Consider the following 19384-nt stretch of genomic DNA (forward strand, 5'->3'; position numbering starts at 1 on the left):
CTCCTGAATGGAACGGGCGGCCTAGACCGGCAAGCTCGTCGCCTGTGCCGGCGCCACCGGCGTGACCGGTGTCACCCTTATCTGCGTCAGTCGGTTCCGTGTCTTGCGCAGAACCTTGAAGCGGAAGCCGTGGAAGGTGAATTCCTGTCCCGCTTCGGGAATGGTCTGCGCTTCGTGGATCACGAGGCCCGCCATGGTTGTCGCCTCCTCATCCGGCAGGTTCCAGTCGAAGGCGCGGTTGAGATCGCGGATCGGCACCGTGCCTTCCACGATAATGGAGCCGTCCGGCTGCTGGCGCACGCCCTGGATCTCCACGTCATGCTCGTCGGCGATCTCGCCGACGATTTCCTCCAGGATGTCTTCGAGCGTGATCAGGCCCATCACCTCCCCATACTCGTCGACGACGAGCGCGAAGTGAATCTTGCGGCGCAGGAACTCGTTGAGCTGCGCCTGCAGAGAGGTCGTGTCCGGCACGAACCAGGGCTTTGAGGCGACCGCCATGATATCGAGAGCGGTTGCATCGCCGCCGGCTGCCGCGAGGGCCCTCAAGACGTCCTTGGCATGCAGGATCCCGACAATGTTTTCGGTCTCGCCGCGCCACAAGGGGAGGCGTGTGAAGGGGCTCTCGATCACCTGGGTGACGAGCTTCTCCGCCGGATCATCGGCGTTGAGGGCCTGCATCGCGGTGCGGTGAACCATGACGTCGGAGACGTCGAGCTCGTTGAGGTCCAAAAGGCCGCCCAGCATGTCGCGGGCGCCCTTTTGCACGCTGCCTTCGCGGTGCAGGAGATCGACGGCGCCGCGAAGTTCCTCGTGGCCGGACAAGAGCACGTCATGGCTCGCGGCGACGCCGAAGAGACGCAAGAGGGCCGAGACGAAGCGCTGAACTGCCATCACGACAGGCGCAAAAACCCGAACGACCGTTGAGACGAAGGGCGAGACCGCAAGCGCGAAGCGGTCCGGCGTTGTGATTGCCCAGGTCTTCGGCAACACCTCTGCAAAGACGAGGACCAGGACCGTCATCACGAAGGTCGCCGCCGCCACACCTGCATCGCCCAGAATGTCGATGAAGGCGGCCGTTGCGAGGGCGGATGCCAGGATGTTGACGAGGTTGTTGCCGAGAAGCAGCGAGGAGATCATGCGTTCGCGGCGATCGATCAGGCGCGAAACGATGCCCGCTCGGGCATCGCCCGACCGCTCCATCTGGTGCATGCGGGCGCGTGATGCCGCCGTCAAAGCGGTCTCCGATCCGGAGAAGAAGGCGGAAAGGAAAAGCAGAATGACAATGGCAAGCAGAGTGGCTGCGAGCCACATGGGTTATTCTCCTGTCTGAAGGGCGGGTGCAGGCTCGGCCGCGAGCTCATCGGCGAGGAACGTCTCAACCGAGTGAGGCACGACATCCTCCGCGATGAAAGCCTCACCGATCCCTCGGCTCAAGATAAAGGTGAGGCGGCCAGCTTTGACCTTTTTGTCCTGGGCAATGTGATCCATCAATTCCGAGGTGGAAAATCCGCTTCCCGGAATGCTGTTCATGTGGGTTGGCAGACCCGCGGCGGCAAGATGCCTCTCGACGCGCTCTGCCGCCTCCGGCGCACAAAGGCCCTGCTGGACCGAAAAGCGATGGGCCATGGCCATACCGATGGCCACACCCTCGCCGTGGATGATGCGGCTGGCGTCGTAGTTGCAAGCAGCCTCAAGCGCATGTCCGAAGGTATGTCCGAGATTGAGGAGGGCGCGTGTTCCCGCTTCACGCTCGTCGGCGGCGACGACGCGCGCCTTTGCCGCGACGCTGCGGCGGATGGCTTCCCCGCGTGCCTCCTCGCCGGCGAAGACGGCCTCTCTGTTGTCCTCGAGCCACGAGAAGAAATCCGCATCGTCGATCAAGCCGTATTTTGCGACTTCGGCATAACCGGCACGAAACTCGCGCGGCGGGAGGGTATCGAGTGCGCTCGTATCGGCCAGGACCAGCCGTGGCTGGAAGAAGGCACCGACGAGGTTTTTGCCTTCCGGCGTATTGATGCCGGTTTTGCCGCCGACGGATGAATCCACCTGTGCAAGAAGGCTTGTCGCCACCTGGACGAGGCTCATGCCTCGACGGGTGATCGCAGCCGCAAAGCCCGCGAGGTCGCCAACGACGCCGCCGCCAAGCGCGATGACGATGTCGGAGCGTTCGAGCCGGGCTGCGAGCAGCTCTCTCACAACGTGTTCCAGGGTGGAGAAGCTCTTGGAGGCTTCCCCCGGCGCGACGACGATCTCGACGCTGTCGATTTCCGCATCGCTTAGGGCCTGGCGGACGGGGTCAAGATAAAGACGGCCGACATTGTCGTCTGTGATGATCGCGGCGCGGCGCGCGTCCATCCGCGCGGCCATGTGGCGTCCGAGATTGGGGATGAGGTTGGCGGCGACGAGGACGTCGTAGCTGCGCTCGCCAAGGTCCACATGTACGGAACTCATGATGGGTTCTCGCTGGTCAGAAATTTATCGAGGGCGGAAAGAACGTCTGCCACGACGGTGTGGTGGGGCACGTCGCGCGAGGCGACCGTGAGCGTGGCGAGGGCGTAGGTGGGTTCTCGGCGGGCGAGGAGATCCGCCAGGATTTCCTTCGGGTTCGGTTTGCGCAAGAGCGGCCGGTTCGACCGGCGCCTGACACGGTCGAAAAGGAGATCGAGATCGGCCTTGAGCCAAATGGAGACGGCGTCATTGGCGATCGCCTGACGTGTCTCCGCGTCTTCGAAGGCACCTCCGCCGGTCGCGATCACTGTCGGGCCGGTGGTGAGAAGACGCCGGATGACTTTTTTCTCACCGTCACGAAAATGCGCCTCGCCGTAAGTTGAGAAAATGTCGGCGATAGTGAGGTTGGCGGCTGCTTCGATTTCCTGGTCGGCGTCTTTGAAAGGCAGGTTGAGTGTCGCAGCAAGGCGGCGGCCGACGCTGGTCTTGCCAGCGCCCATCATCCCCACGAGGACGATGTTTCGCGCACCCAAACGCTCGACGACGCGTTCCGCGGCGCCTTCCTCGATGCGTGAATATTTCTTGCTGTCAGTTCGCAACATGCCCCGTCCCGGCCCACAATCGGCTCGCTATAAAGCTTTATCTGTTGCCGTGCATCCCTTGAAATAGCAGCGGAAGCGGCGATAAGGGGCTCACGTAAACGGGCGGTTCGAATGCCAAGTCTCTTTCGCTTCTTGTTTGTCATCGCGGTTCTGGCCGCGATCGTCTATGGTGGCATGATAGCGCTGACGCTTCTCGTGGAGCCCAATCCCAGAGAGATGAGCGTGCGTATTCCTGCGGAGCGGGTCAATCAGTGAGTGCGGCCTCGTCCCCAGCGGGGGATGCTGGGCCGCGCCCGCGCCGACCGCGCGATCTTCTGGATATCGAAGCATTTCTGGAGATGCTGGCGGCTGAGCGCGGGGCTTCTGCCAATACGCTTGCGGCCTATCGGCGCGACCTTCTCGATGCGCTTGGCACTGTCAGCGACCTGCGCGAGGTCGGCGGCGACGGGGTGCGCGACTATATCGCCACACTTGCAGCACGCGGCATGAGCCCGGCGACACAGAGCCGACGGGTTTCTGCGCTGCGCCAGTTCTTTCGCTTCCTCCTGTCCGAAGGGTTGCGCAGCGACGATCCGACGATCGTCCTCGATCGTCCGAAGCCACGGCGCGGCCTGCCAAAGACCTTGTCCGTCGAAGAGGTTGGTACCTTGCTGGATACGGCGCGCGCGCGGGCAGGTCGCGAGGCGCCGCCCGCACGGCGCCTTGCGGCGGCACGCACGCGGGCGCTTCTGGAGCTTCTTTATGCCACCGGCCTTCGGGTTTCGGAGCTCGTCGGACTGCCGGCGAGTGCGGCGACCGGCGAGCGTCCTTTCCTGATCGTGACCGGCAAAGGGGGGCGTGAGCGGCTCGTGCCTTTGAACGAAGACGCCCGCCTTTCGATGCGCGATTACCGCGCACTCCTCGATGAGCGGCAGGCGGGCCGAAGCCCGTTTCTGTTTCCGGCGGCGTCGGCCTGCGGGCATCTGACGCGCCAGGCTTTCGCGCGCGACTTGAAGGAGGTCGGCATTGAGGCGGGCATATCGCCCGCGCGCCTGTCGCCCCATGTCTTGCGTCATGCTTTCGCGACGCATCTCCTGTCAGGCGGCGCCGATCTCAGGGCCGTGCAGACATTGCTCGGCCATGCCGACATTTCGACCACACAGATTTATACCCATATTCTGGAGGAGCGCATGAAGACGCTCGTCCAGGAGCATCACCCTCTCGGGCGCATGCGCTGATGATGTCGCCCTCAAAGCCCGGCTGGCGATGAGATGGGGGCCGATTGTCGCCTCCGCTTGACTTGACAACGCCCCATCGCCAGTTTGCGGCCACCTTAAGGATCAACTGCCTTACATGCGCCACTTCCTCGATTTCGAAAAACCCGTCGCCGACCTCGAAGGCCAGATTCAGGAGCTGCGTCGGCTGCAGGAAAGTGATGACAGCGTTTCCACCGACGAGGAAATCGCCAATCTGGAAACCAAAGCGCGGGATGCGCTGAAGGGCCTCTACGCCAAGTTGACGCCCTGGCAGAAGGCGCTCGTCGCCCGCCATCCCGACCGGCCGCATGCGAGCCGTTACATCTCCTCGCTGATCAAGGATTTCACGCTGCTTGCCGGCGACCGGAAATTTGCCGAGGACCGCGCGGTTCTCGCCGGTCTCGGGCGGTTCCGCGGCGAGCCTGTGGCTGTCCTCGGCCAGGAGAAGGGTTTCGATACGCAGTCGCGGCTTAAACACAATTTCGGCATGGGCCGGCCGGAGGGCTACCGCAAGGCGGTCAGGCTCATGGAAATGGCCGATCGTTTCGGGCTGCCGGTGATCGCTTTCGTAGATACTGCAGGGGCTTACCCGGGGGTCGGGGCTGAGGAACGCGGCCAGGCAGAGGCGATCGCGCGCTCCACGGAAGCCTGTCTCGGGCTCGGCGTGCCGAATGTCTCCGTCATCATCGGAGAGGGCGGATCGGGGGGCGCGATCGCGCTCGCGACGGCCAATCGCGTCTATATGCTCGAGCATGCGATCTATTCGGTGATTTCGCCGGAAGGGGCCGCATCGATCCTGTGGCGGGATTCCACACGCGCCGAAGAGGCCGCCACCGCGATGAAGGTGACGGCCGAAGATCTCAAGAATCTCAAGGTGATAGACTCTATCATCAACGAGCCGGTGGGCGGTGCGCACCGCGATCCGGACGCCGTGATCGCCGCCGTGGGCGACGTCATAGCCGGCGCGCTCGGCGAATTCCGCGGCCTGCCGGCGCACGATATCCGGCTGCAGCGACGGGAAAAATTCCTGGCGATCGGACGCAGTCTCGGCTGATTCCGCGGTCTTGAGCCGCGTCCGAAGAGTTTTGGCCAATTTGACCGGGGAAAAGTGCCAGACACCGCGAAATTCGCGGTGTCTGCGACGATTCCGTCACACTCGGCGAAATTCGCCTGCGCTCCAGCAGGAAATCGCCGCATTTCATTGGCTTAAACCTCCCGGCAACGATATGCCTTTAGAAATCCGCAAGAGACAGGGGAAGAGGCTCTTCGGGTCATGATGACAGCACTATTTTCACGCGCTGCGCGCGTCGCGGCTCTCATCGTTACAGGTCTGGCGGTACTCATCCTGGCCGGCTGCAACGATTTCGAGGGCATGGCCAAACATCTTCGGCCGCTTTCGCATTCCACCAAATCGCTCATCGCCAAAAAGGGCATGAGCGAAACGAGCCCGATCCTGGTTCGCCTGTTCAAGGAGGAATCGGAGCTCGAGGTTTGGAAGCAGGAGAAGGCGACCGGCCGCTACGCGCTCCTCAAAACCTACGACATCTGCAAATGGTCGGGTAAGCTCGGGCCGAAGCAGCAGGAGGGCGACCGCCAGGCGCCGGAAGGTTTTTATACGATCACGCCGGCGCAGCTGAACCCGAACTCCTCCTATTATCTGTCGTTCAACATGGGCTACCCGAACGCCTATGACCGTTCGCTCGGGCGCACCGGCTCGCATCTCATGGTGCACGGCGCCTGCTCGTCGCGCGGCTGCTATGCCATGGACGACGACCAGATCCAGGAAATCTACACGCTGGCGCGGCTCGCCTTCCAGGGCGGCCAGAAATCCTTCCAGGTGCATGCTTTCCCGTTCCGCATGACGCCGGAGAATCTCGCCAAGCACCGCCGCAACGAGAATTACGCCTTCTGGAAGATGCTGAAGGAAGGCAGCGACGTCTTCGAACTCACCCGCCAGGAGCCGAAAGTCGCCGTGTGCTCGAAGCAGTATGTCTTCGGCACCGAGCGCCAGGCCGGCATGAGCTATTCGCCGAGCGCCTCCTGCGCCCCGAAGGTGGACGATTCGGTTCGTCTCGCGGTCGCCAAGAAGCGCGCCGAGGACGAGCTGCGCGAAGACAAGATCGCGAGCAATCTCAACGACCGCGACTATGCCAAGATCGCCGTCGCGGACCTGATGCGCGATCCGCGGCAGAAGAACGAAGTGCCGCCGACGCTTCTGGCGCTCGCCCGTGGCACGATGCCGGCCGAGGCGGCGACGCCGAGCGCTCCGCAGAATGCCCCGATGTCGACGCCGGCCGATGCGCCTGTGATGACGGCGAGCATTCCGGAACGTTCCGAAAGCGGCAAGACGGGTGCGGAGACGCAGGTCGCCTCCGAGACGCCGGCGGGCGGAGAGCCCCCGATGGCGACCGCCTACGCGCCGCAGCAGGAAGAAGAGGCCGGCCTCCTGTCGCGGCTGATCAAGAAGGTCTGGTAGCGCGCGCCTCGCTGGCCGCGACCTTTCGGGCCAGGCCAGCGATTTCAAAAGACGGCTTCACAGCACATGAACGGCGCGGGCGACCGCGCCGTTTTTTGTTTGGGGCGTGCTCATTCTTCGTTTTCGCTCGCGCATTCCCTGCATTGCTTCGGGGGTCTTGTCGCGACCGCCGTTTCGCCTGCGATGCCGTTCAGACGCCATGCAATCTTTCGAGTGGCTCGGCTTTTCGGCCGCGGCCTCATCGGACCTCGGGGCATCTTCGCGCGGCCGGTGCCCCGAAAAGGCCGAGGCGCTCGTAGCCCATCATCCCGGCCGCGAGCCCGATCGCGGCAAAGACGATGACGGCCTGATCCGGACCGAAGGCGTCCAGGATGAAACCGAAGAGGGGCGCTCCCGCCGTCTGGCCGATGGCGATGGTGAGAAAGCCGATCATCAGCCCCGTCGCCGGGCGATCGGAAAGTGCCGCCACACCCCAGACGAGGTAGATTCCGGTCAGCATCACATAGGCCGCGCCGAAGAGAGCGCCGCCTGCGAGCGTCGTTGCGGGGGTGGCGAGGGCCGAGCCGGTCGCGAGGATGCCGAGCGCCATCGTCACCAGAAAGGCGCGATGCGTCCGGTCGATGCCGAAGCGTTTCACCAGGGTGCCGGCCGAGGCGCCGGCGATTCCCGCAATGCCGATGGCGGTCCACAAACCGCCGATGCCGCTCGTGCCCCAGCCGAGCCTTTGCGATGCGAGCTCGCCGCCGAAGGACCAGAGGGAGGTGCTTGCGGCGCCCATGAGTAAAGAGGCTGCGACGAGGCGCATCAAAGGTCCGGTTACGGGTGGCAGGCGACTGCCTTTCGCGGAGTTGCGCCGCGTCGGCGGAACCGCGACAGCGGCTGCGAGCGCCACGACAACGGCAAGTGCGGCGAAGCCCGCAAAGGCGAGGCGCCATTCCCCGCCGATCGCCAGGGCGACGGGGCCGGAGAGTGCGACGCCGGCGCTGGTGCCTGCATTGATCGCGGTGTTGGTGGCGTCCTGCCGCTCGGCCCGGACCGAGGCTGCGACGGCCGCGGCCATGGGCGGGGAGGCGAGGCCGGTGCTCGACCCTGCCAAAAGCACGGCGCCGGCCAGCCAGGCGGCATTGGGCGCGGCGGCGATCGCGGCCATGCCGGCCGCGGCGACGAGGGCCGCCGCAATCGCCACGGCGCGCGGCCCGAAACGTTCGGTGAGGACGGCCGAGGCAATGATCGTGAGGCAATAGCCGAGAAAGGAACCGCCCGAGAGGATGCCGGACAGCGCCGGGCCGAGCGACAGATCGGCATCGACCTCCGGCAGAAACAGACCGAAGGCAAAACGGGCAAAGCCGTAACAGACGGCGATCAGGCCGAAACCGACGGCGCCGAGGCGAAGGGCCGGGCTCACGGGCGTTGTCCGGCGTCAGCGTCGGCGACAAGAATTGCCGCTGCCCGGCGTGCCGCCGCGACCGCGGCCGGGCCCCGATAGACGGAGGCTGCCGTGGCGCCCTCGTAGAGGACCAGGATCTCTTCCGTGAGGTGCGCGCTCGCCGCCTCGCCGAGTTCGGTCACGAGGATCTCGGTCAGGCGTTTGCGGAAGGTTTCCTTGTGGGCGAGAACGGCGGCCCGCACTTCCGGGATGTTGCCGCCGGTCTCTCCGAAGGCTCGCAGGAAAAGGCAGCCGCGGGCGCCTTCTTCCCGCACCCACGTCTCCAAAGCCGCAAAGATGCCGTCGACGCTCTCGAGGCCCTGGAACGTGCGCATGAAGCGGAGATCGCGCTCGGCGAGGACGGCGGCCATCAGGTCGGTTTTGCTGCCGGCGTGCTTGTAGAGGGTGCGCGTGGACATGCCGGCGGCTTGCGTCAGCCGGTCCATTCCGGTGGCGGTGAAACCGTTCAGGTCGAAGAGCTGTTCGGCGGCGGCGAGGAGCCGGGTTTTCGTTTCCATAAGAGAGCATGTAAAACGTACGTTTTACAATTCAAGGACTGGCTTCGAAATCCGCTCGGCGTGCGCGGTGTGCGGGCACGGGAGGCTGCCGTGCGGCCGATGGGGCGCTCTCACAGGGTGTGAGGGACAGGGAGGCCGTTCAGGGGAGGGCGACTTAGCCGCTCGCTGGGAGATGCCCGTCGCCTGAGTCCGGTGTTGCGGGAAGAGGGAGGATCGCGATCCGGTAGAATTTCGTGTCGACGTCGACGAGCGGGAAGCTTGCCGGCAGCTCGGTCTTGTCGATCTCCGCAAAGCCGTTCTTCTCGTAGAAGCGGTGGGCCGCGAGAAACTTTGCCGTCGTGCCGAGGAAGATTTCGGCGAGGCCGCGTTCTGCCGCGGCGGCGAGCGCGGTTTGCAAGAGCCCTGAGGAGACGGAGTGGGGGCGGCTGCGATGGGTCGCCGCCACGAACATCTTGCGCAAGGCGGCCTGGTTTTCGCCGATGTCCTTGAGCGCGATCGTGCCGACGACGCGCTCCCCCTCCTTCGCCACCCAGAAATCGCCCTTGCCAACCCGGTAGAAGCTCTCGATGGCACGAAGGTCAGGCTGTTCCTCCAGCGTGATCGGGATCGCAAATTCGTGCTGCTGGATCGGCAGGATGAGATCGAGCACGCCCTGCTGGTCGGCTTCCTCGTAAGGGGAGATCGTGGCGGGCATGGATGTCTCGGGCCTCAAAGGATGCGTTTGGGTGACCGAGCCTATCTCGAAGGCGGCAACCTGAGGCAGAGCATCTGGCATCTTTTTCGACCGTCTTGCCGGGACAGGCCGCACGGTATTGGCCGCATCGTCACGCTCTCTCCCGGACGCTGAGAGCTGCAGTTTACGAGGTGACGAGGCGTCGATAGCTGGCCGGTGAGCCGGCTAGAATATGATGCGCGGAACGCGACGCAGGACGAAGCTTCCCGCCATCAAAAGCAGTGAGATTGCCACCATATATGCGCTCAGCCGGTCCCATGCCGGTGGGGTGTTTGGCAGCAAGCCAAGGATCCCGCCCACGAACAAGCCGCTCCACGGAACGATGGCCCCAAACAGGACGCAAACAGCGCAGCCGCCGGATTTGCTAGTCATCTGCTTCGTCCTTTCCAAAGAAATCATCGACCTTGAAGCCGTGGCATAGAGCTTCGTAGCCCCAGCAGGCGGCGATGAACGTTCCCCCGACGATCCACAGGTAGCCGGGCCCAAATAAATAGGTCACCAAATTATCGACGGAAGCGGAAAGAGCAAGAAAAGCGGCGCCGGCGCATCCCGCGACCTTTAGCGCACAGCGCCGCCTGTTCACTTCCGCCATCTGCAATGTCCCCCGCACTGCCATTTGACGCTTAGATACTTCATGCGCAGTGGATCAACTTTTGCGGGAGCGCACTCCTGGTTCAAGACGCGTCGTCGTCACACGGCACCTTTGGGAAGAGCGGCGCCGCAGCGTCTTTCCTGCACGCCGGCTCTGACCGCAGACCTCGCGCTTTTTGTGGGCTGCTTGTCTGCTCAGAGACGCTGTGTTCTGCACGCGGGACGGCGAACCGACGGGCTCGCATGCCACCTCATCCCTTGGCGCGGACGGCGCGGTTGGCCAGGAAGTCCATTTCGGCAGCGCTTTCGCGCGGGCGATGGGCGCGCTTTTTCGGGGGTGCGCTCGGATCCCCGGTTTCCATGACCGGCTCGGGGAGGCGGTGCGGCGTCGGCCCCGCCCAGGCATAGAGCGCCACGGGCTCCGAAAAGCCTCTGAGCGTGTGTTCGCCGAGGGGCGTCCAATGGGCCGGGGCGTGGTCCGCCACCTTCTGCACGGCAAGCGCCGGCACGCCGAAAACCTTTGTCATCGCCTGAACGCGCGCAACCTGATTGACGATCGGGCCGATCACCGAAAACGACAGGCGCGAGGCCGTGCCGATATTGCCGAACATGACGTTGCCGCGCGTCAGACCGACGCCGTAATCGAGCGGCTCTTCACCGGCCGCAATTCGGGCCTCGTTCAAGAGCGCGAGCCTTTGCCAGCCCTTTTCGATGGCGCGGCTCGCGGCCTGCGCAGCTTCGTTCTCCGACGACCAGCAATCGAGAGGGAACAGCGCGATGACGGCATCGCCGATGAAATTCAGGATGTCGCCGCCTTCCTCTTCGATGGAGGCGGCGATGCAATCGAAATAGGAATTCAACAGGTCGATGTAATCGGCGCGCGGGATGCGCTCGGCGAAGGCGGTCGAATTTCTGAGGTCGCTGTAGAGGATGATCGCCGGCACCGTCTCGCCGTCGCCGCGATGGATCTGGCCGCCGAGCACGCGCGGGCCGGCGCGATGGCCGAGATAGGTTTCGGCGATCGTATCGGCCATGCGCGACAGGATCATCACCTTGCCGGAAAGGGCGAAGCGGCGGGTGACACGCTGCAGCGCCGCGATCTCGCCATCCGAAAAGCCACTCGGGCGCGTGCAGCAATACGAGACGATGATGCCGCTGCGCGAGTTCGCCAAGCCGGTGCCGGGGATGGCGAGGTCGATCGCAAAGGCGATGTAATCGGTGAAGCCTTCGTCGGCGAATTCCTGCAGGACAGGAAAATCGACGAGTTTCTCCGGCCCCTGGAGCGCGCGCCGGAAGACGTCGCTGCCGCTCTCCACAAGCACCTTGAAAGGGCTTTGCCGCCACGCCTCGCTGACATGATCGGGCTCGGGATTGTAGGCGATCTGCTCGAAGGCCACTTCCTGCCCCTCGCGCCAGATGACCGCCTCCACCTGAAAGAGCGGGTGGAGCGTGGTCCAATTGACCATGGCGCGGCCGATCGGGATGCCGACGCCGAAGATGCGGTCGCACATGCCTTGAAAAAGCTCGGTCGGGTCTGGCTCGCCAAAGGCCTGCTCGACCAGCCAGGAGGTGACGCTGTCGACGAGTGTGCTTGAGGACATGAAAGATCCTTGGCCGACACCGAGAGCCGCTCGCGCCTGTGGCACGAGCGGTGATGTCATCCTGGGCTGTTGCTCAAAACAATTCTAGCCGGCCAGGTGGGGGCCGGCTAGAGCGCTGGTTGTAGGGCCGGGCTCTTTAGACGAGCGCGCCGTGGCAGTGCTTGAACTTCTTGCCGGAGCCGCACGGGCAGGGCGAGTTGCGCCCGACCTTGCCCCAGGTGGAGGGGTCGTTCGGGTCGATCGTGGCCGCGCCTGCGCCTTCGCCGCCGGCATAGGCGCTGCTTGCGGCGACCGCACCCGCACCGACGGGAAGCGCGCCGGCGCCGGCCCGCTCCGAACCGCCGCCATCGGCCATGGCGAATTCGTCCTCGCCGGTGGTCGCATCGACATGATGGGCGATGCCTTCCGGCGGGCGCAGCGTCTCTTCAAGCGGCTCGCGCTCGGCGAGTTCGACATGCATGAGCTGTGCGGTGACGGCACGCCGAAGCTCGGAGAGCATCGCCTGGAAGAGCTCGAAGCCTTCGGTTTTGTACTCGTTCAGCGGGTCGCGCTGGCCGTAGCCACGGAAGCCGATGACCGAGCGGAGCTGATCGAGCTGCGCCAGATGCTCGCGCCAGAGCTGGTCGAGCGTGCGCAGGAGGATCTGCTTTTCGACCATGCGCATGAGCTCGGGGCCGAAACGGCTCGCCTTGCGGGCCATCAGCTCGTCGGCGGCCTTTTCGATGCGCTCGCGCATCTCCGCATCGGCGATGCCTTCCTCCGCCGCCCATTCGTCGATCGGCAGATCGAGGGCGAGGATCTGTGCGACTTCCGCCTTCAGGCCCTCCACATCCCATTGCTCGGCATAGGCGCGCTCGGGGATGTGCTTGGAGACGATCTCGTCGATCGTCTCGTGGCGCATGTCGCGGACGGTCTCCGCCGTCTCCTCCTGGCGCATCAGATCGATGCGCTGCTCGAACACGACCTTGCGCTGGTCGTTCATGACGTCGTCGTATTTGAGCAGGTTCTTGCGGATGTCGAAGTTGTGCGCCTCGACCTTGCTCTGCGCCCGCTCCAAGGCCTTGTTGATCCAGGGATGGACGATCGCCTCGCCCTCCTTGAGGCCGAGCTTCGTCAGCATCCCGTCCATGCGGTCGGAGCCGAAGATGCGCATCAGATCGTCCTGCAGGGACAGATAGAATTGCGAACGGCCGGGGTCGCCCTGACGGCCGGAACGGCCGCGGAGCTGATTGTCGATGCGCCGGCTTTCGTGGCGCTCGGTGGCGAGCACCATCAGGCCGCCGGCATCGAGCGCCTCGCGCTTCAGACGCTCCAGATCGGCCTTGATCGCCTGGGTCTTGGCGTCGCGCTCCGGCCCTTCCTCCATCTCGCCGAGCTCTGCGGCGAGGCGCATGTCGACATTGCCGCCGAGCTGAATGTCGGTGCCGCGGCCGGCCATGTTGGTGGCGATGGTGATGGCGCCGGGCTTGCCGGCCTGGGAGATGATGATGGCTTCCTGCTCGTGATGGCGGGCGTTGAGGATGTTGAAGTCCTTGATGCCGCCCGTCTTGAGGCGCTCCGCCAGAAGCTCCGACTTTTCGATCGAGGTGGTGCCGACGAGAACCGGCTGACCGCGCTCGCGGCAATCTTTGATCGTCTCGATGATCGCGGCGTATTTTTCTTCCACCGTGCGGAAGACCTGGTCGTCCTCGTCGATGCGGGCGACCGGGACATTGGTCGGCACCTCGACGACGTCGAGGCCGTAGATGTCCATGAACTCGTCGGCTTCCGTCATCGCCGTGCCGGTCATGCCGGCGAGCTTTTCGTAGAGGCGGAAATAATTCTGGAAGGTGATGGAGGCGAGCGTCTGGTTCTCCGGCTGGATCTTGACGTGCTCTTTGGCCTCCAGCGCCTGGTGCAGGCCTTCCGAATAGCGCCGGCCTTCCATCATGCGGCCGGTGAATTCGTCGATGATGACGACCTGGCCGTTCTTGACGATGTAATCCTTGTCGCGCTGGAAGATCTTGTGCGCCTTCAAGGCGTTGTTGAGATGATGGACGACGGCGACGTTTTCGACGTCATAGAGGTTGTCGCCCTTCAGAAGCCCGGCCGCCTCCAGGAGACGCTCGGCATGCTCGGTGCCGTCTTCGGTGAGCGTTGCGGAGCGGACCTTCTCGTCGATTTCGTAATCTTCCCGCTTCAGCTGCGGGATGATGGCGTCGATCGCCTGATAGAGTTCCGACTTGTCTTCCACGGGACCGGAAATGATGAGCGGCGTGCGCGCCTCGTCGATCAGGATGGAATCCACCTCGTCGACGATGGCGTAATGGTGCCCGCGCTGCACCATGGCACCGAGGTCGTATTCCATATTGTCGCGCAGATAGTCGAAGCCGAATTCGTTGTTGGTGCCGTAGGTGACGTCGGCACGGTAGGCGCGGCGGCGCTCGTCCTGCGACAGGCCGTGGACGATGACGCCGACGGACAGGCCGAGGAAGCGGTAGATGCGGCCCATCCAGTCCGCGTCGCGGCTCGCCAGATAATCGTTGACGGTGACGACGTGGACGCCCTTGCCGGTGAGCGCGTTCAAATAGACCGGCAGGGTGGCGACGAGCGTCTTGCCTTCACCCGTCTTCATTTCGGAGATGGCGCCTTCGTTCAAAACCATGCCGCCGATGAGCTGCACGTCGAAGGGGCGCTGGCCGAGAACGCGCTTGGCCGCCTCGCGCACGGTGGCGAAGGCCGGCACCAGGAGATCGTCGACTTTGGCGCCGTTTTCGAGCTGCTGGCGAAATTCCAGCGTGCGGCCGGCGAGCTCTTCGTCGCTCAGCCTTGCCGTCTCGTCCTCGAGCGCATTGATCTGATCGACGAGGGGACGATACTTTTTGACGCGGCGGTCCGACGGGGTGCCAAAGACCTTGCGGCCCAAACTGCCCAAGCCCAGCATAAATACATCCTCTTCGTCGGCAAATTACCGATGTCGGCGTGTCGTGAGGCCGCTCATCGCTTCTGAAGTGGCGCGGGGATCAGCGTTGAAAGCCGTCGAGCCGGCGCCCCCGCTTCTGGACGGCGGGCCGGGGGAGAGATAAGAACGCAGGTGAATCATGTCAATCTGCGGCGCTTGCGCAGACATCGCGCCGATGTCGATCGAGGACCTATCATGACCATCCGGAACACGTCGTGCAAGATCGGCGGCGCGAGCGGCGCCCTCGCCGCTCTCGTCATCGCGACCGGTGCCTTCATGGCGTCAGCCCAGGCGCAGGACGCGCCGTCACCCGATGCCGTCGCCCGCGTCGGCGACACGATCATCACCGAAAAGGATCTGTCGGAAGCGGCGAACGATTTCTCCGACGAACTCGACCGCGTGCCCGGCCCGCGCCGGCGCGCCGTTCTCGTCGACGTCCTCGTCGACATGGAGCTCCTGGCGGAAGCGGCACGCGAGAAGGGCCTCGACAAGACCCCGGATTTCGACCAGCGCCTGGAATTCCTGAAGACCCGCGCGCTCAGGAACGAGTATGTGGAGAAGGAGATCGTCAACGCCGTCACCGATGACGAGGTGAAGGCGGAGTACGACAAGCAGATTTCCGGCTTCAAACCCGAGGAAGAGGTGCATGCCCGCCACATCCTCGTGACGACCAAGGAAGAAGCCGAAGAGATCATCAAAGAGCTCGATGCCGGCAAGGATTTCGCCGAGCTCGCCAAGGAAAAGTCGACCGGTCCGAGCGGCCCGCAGGGTGGCGATCTCGGCTATTTCCCGAAAGGCCGCATGGTGCCGGAATTCGACAAGGCCGTGTTCGAGTTGGAGCCCGGCGAATACAGCGAGGAGCCGGTGAAGTCGGAATTCGGCTGGCACGTGATCAAGCTCGAAGACAAGCGCATGTCGAGCCCGCCGCCGCTTGACGACATCAAGGAACAGCTGCGCGGCGTTCTGGTGCGGCAGAAGTTCAACGAGGTGATGACGAAGCTGCGCGACGACACCACCATCGAAGTCTACAACAAGGCGAATGCCGAGCCTGCGGCGGATGCCGAAGCCGGGTCCGATGAGGGGGCTGCCGAAGACGGGGCTCCTTCCGATTCCGATGCGGGGCAGAACCAGTAAGAATGAGCGCAAGCGTTTCGCCGCTGGCGCCCCGCGAATTCGCGGAGCTGCCGCAACTTGAGGGAGTTCGGCTTGCGACGGTTGCGGCCGGCATCCGCTACAAGGGCCGCACCGACCTCCTTCTGATCGCCTTCGATCCGCCGGCGACGGTCGCCGGTGTCTTCACGCGGTCGAAATGCCCGTCTGCGCCGGTCGATTGGTGCCGGGCGCAGCTTCCGCGCGGACGTGCCGCGGGGCTCGTCGTCAATTCCGGCAATGCCAACGCTTTTACCGGCGCCAAGGGCGCGGCCGCGACGAAGGCGAGCGCAGAGGCGGCCGCCGACGCCCTCGGCTGCGCGCCGGAAGACATCTTTCTCGCCTCGACCGGCGTGATCGGCGAGCCGCTCGATCCGGAGCCGTTCCGGCAGCATCTCGGCCCGCTCGCTCAAGAGGCGCGCGGCGATCGTTTCCGCGAGGCGGCGGAAGCGATCATGACCACCGACACGTTTCCGAAGCTCGCCCATCAAGAGGTGACGATCGGGGGCCGGACGGTGAACGTGCAGGGCATCGCCAAGGGCGCCGGCATGATCGCGCCGGACATGGCGACGATGCTCGCCTTCGTTTTCACCGATGCGAAGATTTCGCCGATGGCCTTGCAGACGGCATTGTCGGAGGCCGTGAAGACGAGCTTCAACGCGATCACCGTCGACAGCGATACCTCCACGTCGGACACGCTGCTCGCCTTTGCCACCGGCACCGCCGGTGCGGAGATCGTGCCGGGAAGTGGCGATTTTCAGAGTTTCATGGAGGCTTTGACCGAGGTCTGTCGCGAGCTCGCCTTCCAGGTGGTGAAGGACGGGGAAGGCGCGCGCAAATTCCTCGAAGTCGCCGTGACGGGCGCCGAAACCGATGCGTCGGCGAAGACGATCGCGCTTTCGATCGCCAATTCACCCCTGGTGAAGACGGCCGTTGCCGGCGAGGACGCCAATTGGGGGCGGGTGGTGATGGCCGTCGGCAAGGCGGGCGAGCCCGCCGACCGCGACCGGCTCGCCATCTGGTTCGGTCCGCATCGCGTCGCCGTCGACGGTGCGCGCGACCCGGATTACTCGGAAGAGGCGGCCTCCGCCTATATGACGGGGAACGAACTTGCGGTGAAGGTCGATCTCGGTCTCGGAACCGGCCAGGCGACCGTCTGGACCTGCGATCTCACCAAGGAATATGTCGCCATCAACGGCGATTATCGCAGCTGAACGAGGCCGCGATGAAGCTTCTCCTCGTCGTCGCCGTGGCGCTTGTCGATCCCGACGGGCGCGTGCTTCTGGCCCGCCGCCCGGACCATAAGGAGTTCGGCGGCATGTGGGAGTTTCCCGGCGGCAAGGTCGAGGCAAGCGAAAGTCCCGAAGCTGCTCTCATCCGGGAATTGCGCGAGGAACTCGGGATCGATGTGCAGGAAGCCTGTCTGGCGCCGCTGACGTTCGCCAGCCATGCTTATCCAAATCTTCATTTGCTGATGCCACTCTACGTCTGCCGACGCTGGTCTGGCGTGGCGCAGGCTCTCGAAGGACAGGAACTGCGCTGGGTCCGGCCGCAAAAGATGAGAGAGTTTGCCATGCCGCCAGCTGACGAACCGCTGATTTCCCATCTGCTCGATCTGTTGTGATCGACATGTTGAGATCGCGCCTGCGCGAACTCGCTTTGGCTTGGACCTCGCTCCGTCGTGACGAATCCGGCGCGACCGCGATCGAATACGCCCTCATCGGCTCGCTGGTTACCATTGCCCTCCTGGCGGGCTTCAGCGTCTTCATTCCCGCGCTGACGGCCCTTTACGACGGAATCGCGGAGCATTTCGCCGAGATGGGCTGGGGCTAGAGCGCGCCTCTCGGCCGACCCACTCCGGCCCACCCATTCCCGACCCATTCAGGCGCGGCCGCTCATTTCCGGTTCTTCTCTTCCAGAAGGTGGGCAAGACTCACCTGCGCCGAGCCGCGTTTCGCAGGCTTCTGCTGGCTTTCATGCGGCGCCCAGCCGGACACGGCGTAAAGCTCGAACGTCGCCGGCACCCGTCCTTCTCCATCGCCGTAGAGTTCGCGGTAGGCTTCCGCCGCACGGGCGATGAGCGCCCGCGTCACCGGTTTGCGGGCGCGTTCAGACAGCACATTGGAGGCCCCCATCGCCTTCAGCTCCGCCATCAGCGTCAAGGGCTCGCGGTAGCGCACGGTCACCACTTCGCGGTCGACGACCGGCAGGGCAAAGCCGGCCCGCTGCAGGAGCGCGCCGACATCCCGGATATCGGCAAAAGGCATGACGCGGGGGCTGACGCCGCCCATCATCTCGGCTTCCGCGTGCATGAAGGCGTGGCGCAGTTCGGCGAGCGTCCCGCCGCCCGGAAAGACGGCGAGGCAGAGACCGTCGGGCTGCAAGGCGCGGCGGATCTGAATGAGGGCGCCCGGCAGATCGTTGGCGTTGTGAAGGCTGAGGACGGAGGCGAAGAGATTGACGCTTTCGGGCGCCAGCGGCAGCGCCTCGTCGTCGGTGACGGCGACCTGGCCGGGGTGCAATCTGGCCGCAGCAAGGCTCTGCTCCAGGGACAGGATTTGATCCACCTTGCCGCTCGCCAGAAGGGCCTCTGCAAGTGCGGGGCCCCGGCCGAAGGCGGCGACCGCTCGTTCGAAACGGCGCTCCACCATGGCAAGGCGCACGGCGACTTCGTCGATCGCCCGTTGCATCAGGAAATCGATGCCCTCCGGTGCGGGGGCGGCGCGCTCTTCGCGGCGGCGAAGGAGATGCTTGTCGAGGATCGGGGGAGCGGTCATGCTCGGGTTCTAGCGCAAGACGCGCGATGGTGAAGCGCAATGCGACGGGACATGTCTCTTCGTGCGGCGGGATCGGAGCCGGTCCGCGCCAGGAGCGGCGTCCGCGATATCGTCAAAGCGGGGGCGAGACAGGTCGCGGACCTGCTTCTGCCGCCGCTCTGCCCAGTGTGCCGGCGGGCCGTCGGCGCGCATGATCTCTTGTGCCCGCAATGCTGGGCGAAGCTGCGCTTCATCGAAGAGCCGTTCTGCCCGGTGCTCGGCATTCCCTTCGCCGCCGATCTCGGAGACGGGATTTTGTCGGCGCAGGCAATTGCCGATCCGCCGCCGTTTTCGCGGGCGCGGTCGGCCGTCCTCTTCGACGAGACGGCGCGCAGCCTCGTGCATCAGTTCAAATATTACGATCAGGCGGCCGTCGCCCGCACGCTCATCGCGCTGACTTTGCGGCCTGCGAGAGGCCTCGTCCGCGAGGGCACGCTCGTGGTGCCGGTGCCGCTCCACCGCTCGCGTCTGTGGCAGCGGCGTTTCAATCAATCGGCCGTGCTCGCCAAAGGCATCGCCGAGGAGCTCGGCCTCCGTTTCGTGCCGCGGGCGCTCATCCGCAGCCGGCGCACGCGGCAGCAGGTCGGTCTGTCGCAAAAGGAGCGGCAGGCCAATCTGCGCGGCGCCTTCAAGGTGCGCGACGCGCAAAGAGGCGTCGTCGCCGGCCATCGCATCCTTCTCGTCGACGATGTCTACACCTCGGGCGCGACGGTGAAGGCGGCAACGAAGGCGCTTCTCAAGGCGGGGGCGCAGGAGGTCGACGTCGTCACCTTCGCGCGCGCCGGCGTCGTCCCGCTCGGGTGAGGCTCCGATCCTGGTGCGCGGCGTTAAGCCGATGGTTCTGT

The 19384-nt window shown here is 64.7% G+C and carries 19 protein-coding genes; 9 read left to right on the forward strand and 10 right to left on the reverse strand.

Going from position 1 to position 19384, the window contains the following annotated elements; genetic code table 11:
- Positions 1-21 precede the first annotated feature (21 nt).
- Genes ACK8CP_RS17845 through ACK8CP_RS17855 form a run of 3 tightly spaced genes read right to left on the reverse strand, consistent with a single transcriptional unit; the run spans position 22 to position 3053 of the window.
- Positions 22-1314: an HlyC/CorC family transporter gene (locus ACK8CP_RS17845; RefSeq protein WP_414832712.1), complete on the reverse strand. Its 1293-nt coding sequence runs from the start codon at positions 1312-1314 to the stop codon at positions 22-24.
- A 3-nt stretch (positions 1315-1317) separates the two neighbouring features.
- The gene (gene aroB, locus ACK8CP_RS17850; protein WP_414832713.1) at positions 1318-2454 is read right to left on the reverse strand and encodes a 3-dehydroquinate synthase; all 1137 of its coding nucleotides are present in this window, start codon (positions 2452-2454) and stop codon (positions 1318-1320) included.
- A complete protein-coding gene (locus tag ACK8CP_RS17855) occupies positions 2451-3053 on the reverse strand; it encodes a shikimate kinase (protein WP_128290900.1) in 603 nt (200 codons plus the stop codon). The genes aroB and ACK8CP_RS17855 overlap by 4 nt, the downstream gene beginning before the upstream one ends.
- Positions 3054-3164: 111 nt before the next feature.
- Here ACK8CP_RS17855 and ACK8CP_RS17860 point away from each other — a divergent pair, with 111 nt between their 5' ends.
- The 4 genes from ACK8CP_RS17860 (at position 3165) to ACK8CP_RS17875 (ending at position 6764) form a co-directional block, all read left to right on the forward strand.
- Entirely contained in the window at positions 3165-3308 is a 144-nt protein-coding gene (locus ACK8CP_RS17860; RefSeq protein WP_092814517.1) for a histidine kinase, read from the forward strand.
- 83 nt (positions 3309-3391) lie between these two features.
- Positions 3392-4270 (forward strand): site-specific tyrosine recombinase XerD, encoded by an 879-nt coding sequence (locus ACK8CP_RS17865; protein ID WP_234629409.1) that lies wholly within the window; start codon positions 3392-3394, stop codon positions 4268-4270.
- A gap of 115 nt (positions 4271-4385) precedes the next feature.
- Positions 4386-5342: an acetyl-CoA carboxylase carboxyltransferase subunit alpha gene (locus ACK8CP_RS17870; RefSeq protein ID WP_128290901.1), complete on the forward strand. Its 957-nt coding sequence runs from the start codon at positions 4386-4388 to the stop codon at positions 5340-5342.
- Positions 5343-5561: 219 nt separating this feature from the next.
- Positions 5562-6764: a L,D-transpeptidase family protein gene (locus ACK8CP_RS17875; protein WP_414832714.1), complete on the forward strand. Its 1203-nt coding sequence runs from the start codon at positions 5562-5564 to the stop codon at positions 6762-6764.
- Between the two features lie 238 nt (positions 6765-7002).
- On the opposite strand, the gene ACK8CP_RS17880 is transcribed toward ACK8CP_RS17875, so the two are convergent.
- The 6 genes from ACK8CP_RS17880 to secA all read right to left on the reverse strand — a co-directional run bounded on the left by ACK8CP_RS17880 (position 7003) and on the right by secA (position 14556).
- On the reverse strand, positions 7003-8169 hold the full coding sequence (locus tag ACK8CP_RS17880) for an MFS transporter (RefSeq protein WP_414832715.1): 1167 nt from the start codon (positions 8167-8169) through the stop codon (positions 7003-7005).
- A complete protein-coding gene (locus ACK8CP_RS17885; protein WP_234629148.1) occupies positions 8166-8708 on the reverse strand; it encodes a TetR/AcrR family transcriptional regulator in 543 nt (180 codons plus the stop codon). Before ACK8CP_RS17885 ends, ACK8CP_RS17880 begins: the two co-directional genes overlap by 4 nt.
- A 154-nt stretch (positions 8709-8862) precedes the next feature.
- Positions 8863-9402 (reverse strand): GNAT family N-acetyltransferase, encoded by a 540-nt coding sequence (locus tag ACK8CP_RS17890; RefSeq protein WP_414832716.1) that lies wholly within the window; start codon positions 9400-9402, stop codon positions 8863-8865.
- A gap of 403 nt (positions 9403-9805) precedes the next feature.
- A complete protein-coding gene (locus tag ACK8CP_RS17895; protein WP_139163753.1) occupies positions 9806-10033 on the reverse strand; it encodes a hypothetical protein in 228 nt (75 codons plus the stop codon).
- 250 nt (positions 10034-10283) lie between these two features.
- Positions 10284-11633, reverse strand: coding sequence for an adenylate/guanylate cyclase domain-containing protein (locus ACK8CP_RS17900; protein ID WP_414832717.1), 1350 nt, complete (start codon positions 11631-11633; stop codon positions 10284-10286).
- A 136-nt stretch (positions 11634-11769) separates the two neighbouring features.
- Positions 11770-14556: a preprotein translocase subunit SecA gene (secA, locus tag ACK8CP_RS17905; protein WP_414832718.1), complete on the reverse strand. Its 2787-nt coding sequence runs from the start codon at positions 14554-14556 to the stop codon at positions 11770-11772.
- A 213-nt stretch (positions 14557-14769) separates the two neighbouring features.
- On the opposite strand from secA, the gene ACK8CP_RS17910 reads away from it, so the two are divergent.
- The 4 genes from ACK8CP_RS17910 to ACK8CP_RS17925 are packed head-to-tail and all read left to right on the forward strand — an operon-like array spanning position 14770 to position 17556.
- Positions 14770-15708: a peptidylprolyl isomerase gene (locus tag ACK8CP_RS17910; protein WP_414832719.1), complete on the forward strand. Its 939-nt coding sequence runs from the start codon at positions 14770-14772 to the stop codon at positions 15706-15708.
- 2 nt (positions 15709-15710) lie between these two features.
- On the forward strand, positions 15711-16937 hold the full coding sequence (argJ, locus tag ACK8CP_RS17915; protein ID WP_414832720.1) for a bifunctional glutamate N-acetyltransferase/amino-acid acetyltransferase ArgJ: 1227 nt from the start codon (positions 15711-15713) through the stop codon (positions 16935-16937).
- An 11-nt stretch (positions 16938-16948) separates the two neighbouring features.
- A complete protein-coding gene (gene mutT / locus ACK8CP_RS17920) occupies positions 16949-17347 on the forward strand; it encodes an 8-oxo-dGTP diphosphatase MutT (protein WP_128290911.1) in 399 nt (132 codons plus the stop codon).
- A gap of 5 nt (positions 17348-17352) precedes the next feature.
- Positions 17353-17556 carry a Flp family type IVb pilin gene (locus ACK8CP_RS17925; protein WP_234629140.1) on the forward strand — a complete coding sequence of 68 codons (204 nt, stop codon included), beginning with the start codon at positions 17353-17355 and terminating at the stop codon, positions 17554-17556.
- A gap of 62 nt (positions 17557-17618) precedes the next feature.
- Here ACK8CP_RS17925 and ACK8CP_RS17930 read toward each other — a convergent pair whose 3' ends face one another.
- Entirely contained in the window at positions 17619-18500 is an 882-nt protein-coding gene (locus tag ACK8CP_RS17930) for a methyltransferase domain-containing protein (RefSeq protein ID WP_414832721.1), read from the reverse strand.
- A gap of 51 nt (positions 18501-18551) precedes the next feature.
- On the opposite strand from ACK8CP_RS17930, the gene ACK8CP_RS17935 reads away from it, so the two are divergent.
- Complete coding sequence (locus ACK8CP_RS17935) at positions 18552-19343, forward strand: ComF family protein (RefSeq protein ID WP_414832722.1); 792 nt, start codon at positions 18552-18554, stop codon at positions 19341-19343.
- The last annotated feature ends 41 nt before the right edge of the window (positions 19344-19384 follow it).

The organism is Afifella sp. YEN Y35 (genome assembly GCF_047553465.1).
GTDB lineage: Bacteria > Pseudomonadota > Alphaproteobacteria > Rhizobiales > Afifellaceae > Afifella > Afifella aestuarii.

Coding starts and splice junctions, on each gene's coding strand:
- ACK8CP_RS17845 (WP_414832712.1), bottom strand. CDS start 1,314: ATGTGGCTCGCAGCCACTCTGCTTGCCATTGTCATTCTGCTTTTCCTT.
- aroB (WP_414832713.1), bottom strand. CDS start 2,454: ATGAGTTCCGTACATGTGGACCTTGGCGAGCGCAGCTACGACGTCCTC.
- ACK8CP_RS17855 (WP_128290900.1), bottom strand. CDS start 3,053: ATGTTGCGAACTGACAGCAAGAAATATTCACGCATCGAGGAAGGCGCC.
- ACK8CP_RS17860 (WP_092814517.1), top strand. CDS start 3,165: ATGCCAAGTCTCTTTCGCTTCTTGTTTGTCATCGCGGTTCTGGCCGCG.
- ACK8CP_RS17865 (WP_234629409.1), top strand. CDS start 3,392: ATGCTGGCGGCTGAGCGCGGGGCTTCTGCCAATACGCTTGCGGCCTAT.
- ACK8CP_RS17870 (WP_128290901.1), top strand. CDS start 4,386: ATGCGCCACTTCCTCGATTTCGAAAAACCCGTCGCCGACCTCGAAGGC.
- ACK8CP_RS17875 (WP_414832714.1), top strand. CDS start 5,562: ATGATGACAGCACTATTTTCACGCGCTGCGCGCGTCGCGGCTCTCATC.
- ACK8CP_RS17885 (WP_234629148.1), bottom strand. CDS start 8,708: ATGGAAACGAAAACCCGGCTCCTCGCCGCCGCCGAACAGCTCTTCGAC.
- ACK8CP_RS17890 (WP_414832716.1), bottom strand. CDS start 9,402: ATGCCCGCCACGATCTCCCCTTACGAGGAAGCCGACCAGCAGGGCGTG.
- ACK8CP_RS17895 (WP_139163753.1), bottom strand. CDS start 10,033: ATGGCGGAAGTGAACAGGCGGCGCTGTGCGCTAAAGGTCGCGGGATGC.
- ACK8CP_RS17900 (WP_414832717.1), bottom strand. CDS start 11,633: ATGTCCTCAAGCACACTCGTCGACAGCGTCACCTCCTGGCTGGTCGAG.
- secA (WP_414832718.1), bottom strand. CDS start 14,556: ATGCTGGGCTTGGGCAGTTTGGGCCGCAAGGTCTTTGGCACCCCGTCG.
- ACK8CP_RS17910 (WP_414832719.1), top strand. CDS start 14,770: ATGACCATCCGGAACACGTCGTGCAAGATCGGCGGCGCGAGCGGCGCC.
- argJ (WP_414832720.1), top strand. CDS start 15,711: ATGAGCGCAAGCGTTTCGCCGCTGGCGCCCCGCGAATTCGCGGAGCTG.
- mutT (WP_128290911.1), top strand. CDS start 16,949: ATGAAGCTTCTCCTCGTCGTCGCCGTGGCGCTTGTCGATCCCGACGGG.
- ACK8CP_RS17925 (WP_234629140.1), top strand. CDS start 17,353: ATGTTGAGATCGCGCCTGCGCGAACTCGCTTTGGCTTGGACCTCGCTC.
- ACK8CP_RS17930 (WP_414832721.1), bottom strand. CDS start 18,500: ATGACCGCTCCCCCGATCCTCGACAAGCATCTCCTTCGCCGCCGCGAA.
- ACK8CP_RS17935 (WP_414832722.1), top strand. CDS start 18,552: ATGTCTCTTCGTGCGGCGGGATCGGAGCCGGTCCGCGCCAGGAGCGGC.